Source organism: Pseudomonas sp. SST3 (assembly GCF_003325755.1).
Map to the genome: position 1 here is coordinate 1 of NZ_QORI02000166.1, position 3,609 is coordinate 3,609.

At 52.0% G+C, this 3,609-nt stretch carries 3 pseudogenes; all 3 read left to right on the forward strand.

The features are described 5' to 3' along the window. Positions 1 to 374 (forward strand): annotated as a pseudogene (locus DQ405_RS27295) (NAD-dependent dehydratase); the annotation flags it as partial. 31 nt (positions 375 to 405) lie between these two features. Next, positions 406 to 1,429: pseudogene (locus DQ405_RS25845) on the forward strand (MraY family glycosyltransferase). An 89-nt stretch (positions 1,430 to 1,518) separates the two neighbouring features. Beyond that, positions 1,519 to 3,516 (forward strand): annotated as a pseudogene (locus tag DQ405_RS25850) (polysaccharide biosynthesis protein). The last annotated feature ends 93 nt before the right edge of the window (positions 3,517 to 3,609 follow it).

Consider the following 3,609-nt stretch of genomic DNA (forward strand, 5'->3'; position numbering starts at 1 on the left):
CGATTCCCAACCAGCGGAGTTTGGTCGCCCTGGATAACTTGGTTGATCTGGTTGTGACTTGCCTGGACCACGCTGCCGCCGCCAATCAGACGTTTCTAGTCAGCGACGATGACGACATGTCCACCACTGAGTTGCTCAAACGCATGGGCGAGGCGTTGCAAACCCCAGTGCGATTGATTCCAGTACCTGCTTGGTTGCTGCTTAGGGGAGCCGCTCTACTAGGACGTAAAGATGTTGCGCGCCGCTTGTGCGGATCCTTACAGGTCGACATAAGCAAAACCCGGAGTTTGTTGGGGTGGACGCCTCCCTTAACCGTTGCGCAGGCCCTGAGCAAAACGGCCAGAAGTTTCCAGGAAAGCCTGAAATCGAAGTAGTCCTTAGATGGGACGGAATTTGGAGCTGTTGATGAAAGATTTACTCTGGCTTGCACCGTGCGTTGCAATCCTGGCACTCGTTCTTACATGGTGTTTGCGCTACTACGCTTTGACCCGCAGTTTGATCGACATTCCGAATGCGCGTAGTTCTCATTCTGTGCCTACCCCGAGAGGGGGAGGGGTGGCCATCGTTGTTGGATTCCTTGTTGCTTTGCCGTTGTTGTGGGCAGGTAACCAAATCACTTTATCGGTGATGTGGGCGCTACTGGGCGCGGGGGCGGTAACTGCACTGCTTGGGTTTCTCGACGATCATGGGCATATTGCTGCTAGATGGCGTTTGCTGGGACATTTCAGCGCCGCCGCCTGGGCGCTTTTTTTGGCTCAATGGCCTTGCGCCGGTCAGCTTCGTGGGAAGCAGTATCGACCTCGGGCTAATAGGACATGTCCTCGCGGTTTTTTATCTGGTGTGGATGCTCAATCTCTACAACTTCATGGACGGAATTGACGGACTCGCAAGCGTAGAGGCCGTCTGTGCATGCCTAGGAGCCTGCCTGGTCTACTGGTTGGCAGGCTATCAAGACCTTATCTGGTTGCCGCTGATCCTGAGCATGGCGGTTATCGGATTCTTGTACTGGAATTTTCCTCCGGCAAAGATATTCATGGGGGATGCTGGGAGTGGCTTTCTGGGTATTATCATTGGCCTGCTATCGCTGCACGCGGCATGGCACTCTGCGGTTTTACTTTGGGTATGGCTGATTTTGCTCGGCGTCTTTATTGTCGACGCGACATTTACATTGGGCCGACGGCTTGCTCGTGGAGACAAGATATACGAGGCCCATCGTAGCCACGCTTATCAATTTGCCTCGCGCCAAGTTGGGGCACACTTGCCGGTCACCCTTTCGATTTTGATGATTAACCTACTCTGGTTGGTGCCTATAGCGCTTTGCGTAGCACTGCTGGGGCTCAATGGTCCATTAGGTTTGTTAATCGCCTATGCACCACTGATACTGCTGGCGCTAAAGTACCGCGCAGGCGCGGTGGAAAAAAACGCTTAGTTTTAAGGTCGGCATTCGCGCAAAATGTTTAAATGATTGTTACAGAGTGAATGTTGCGTCAGGCGCTCCAAGAGGTGTTTAAAGGGTTTATGGATACGATACGGACATATTTGCTGGGTCTTCCTCGCCGTAAGAAACGGATTCTGCAGGTGATGACCGACGTCGTCCTTGTGTGGCTGGCGCTATGGATGGCTTTCGTCGTTCGTTTGGGTGTAGACGAAATGATCAATCCCTTCAGCGAGCATCGATGGTTGTTTCTCAGTGCGCCTGTCGTAGCTATTCCGTTATTTATCCGCTTCGGGATGTACCGCGCTGTCATGCGCTACTTTGGTAATGATGCCTTGATTGCGATAATCAAGGCTGTAAGCCTCTCATCCCTGATCTTGGGAGTGGTCGTCTATTGGTACAGTAACCATCAGAACGTGGTCCCGCGCTCCATTGTTTTCAATTATTGGTGGCTCAGCCTCATCATGGTGGGTGGATTGCGTTTAGCTATGCGCCAGTATTTCCTTGGCGACTGGTTTGCCGCTGCTCAGCATGTGCCTTTCACCAGTCGTGAAGATGGCTTGCCGCGCGTAGCAATATATGGCGCTGGTGCTGCCGGTAATCAATTGGTTGCGGCTTTGCGCATGGGGCGATTGATGCGCCCTGTGGCGTTCATTGATGACGATTCAAGTATCTCCGATCGAGTCATTTCCGGCCTGCAGGTTTATAAGCCTAAGAATATCCAGCGCATGATCGATGCCACCGGCGCTCAAGAAATACTGCTAGCGATACCGTCGTCTAATCGCGGGCGTCGGCGTGAAATACTGGGGTTTTTAGAGGGTTTTCCGCTCCATGTACGCAGTGTTCCGGGCTTCATGGACCTGGCCAGCGGACGAGTCAAAGTCGATGATATTCAGGAAGTCGATATTGCCGACTTGCTGGGGCGCGATGCAGTACCCGCACAAGGTGAATTGCTCGAGCATTGCATAAAGGGGCAATGCGTTCTCGTGACGGGTGCCGGCGGATCGATCGGCTCTGAGCTGTGCCGGCAAATACTTTCACTATGTCCTACAACGTTGCTGTTATTCGAGCATAGCGAATACAACCTCTACAGCATTCTTTCTGAGTTGGAGCAGCGGATAACGCGAGAGTCTTTGCCCGTAAAATTACTGCCCATACTTGGCTCGGTGCGCAGCCAGTCAAAATTACTGGATGTTATGAGAACATGGCGAGTCAATACGGTTTACCATGCAGCAGCGTATAAACATGTACCCATGGTCGAACACAACATCGCCGAAGGCGTACTGAATAATGTGATCGGTACTTTGAATACTGCGCAAGCGGCGCTTCAATCTGGCGTGGCAAACTTTGTGCTTATCTCGACTGACAAGGCTGTTCGACCCACCAATGTCATGGGCAGCACCAAACGCCTAGCAGAACTCACGTTGCAGGCGCTCAGCCGTGAACCAGCGCCGGTGCTGTTTTGGTGATAAATCAAACGTATCCCACGTCAACAAAACACGCTTCACCATGGTGCGCTTCGGAAATGTACTGGGCTCTTCAGGATCGGTTATCCCGTTGTTCCACAAGCAGATCAAATCCGGGGGGCCATTGACCGTGACCCATCCAAAGATCACACGTTATTTCATGACCATTCCGGAGGCCGCGCAGTTAGTGATCCAAGCGGGCTCTATGGGACTTGGGGGCGATGTGTTTGTGTTGGACATGGGTGAAACCGGTGAGAATTGTTGAGCTAGCTGAGAAAATGATCCACTTATCCGGGCTCAGTGTTCGTTCGGATAAAGAATCCTCATGGAGATATATCTATTGAGTTTTCCGGTTTGCGTCCTGGCGAAAAGCTGTATGAAGAGTTGCTGATAGGGGATAACGTTGTTGCCACCCCGCATCCGATGATTATGAGCGCCAACGAAGATCACCTGCCTTGGGATGTACTCAAGGCTAAGCTGACCGAGTTGCTGGCAGCGGTAGATCAAGATGATTACAGTCAAGTGCGTAAATTACTCCGCGACACAGTCAGTGGCTACGCGCCAGACGGTGAAATTGTCGACTGGATTTACCAACAGCGTCGACTAGAGCCTTGAGCTGAAATACGGAATCAAGCTTGAACGAAAAGACCAGTATCGAGCAGGCAGGCTATGGGAATCAGTAACAGGTTTAGTAGGAGTAACTGGCGG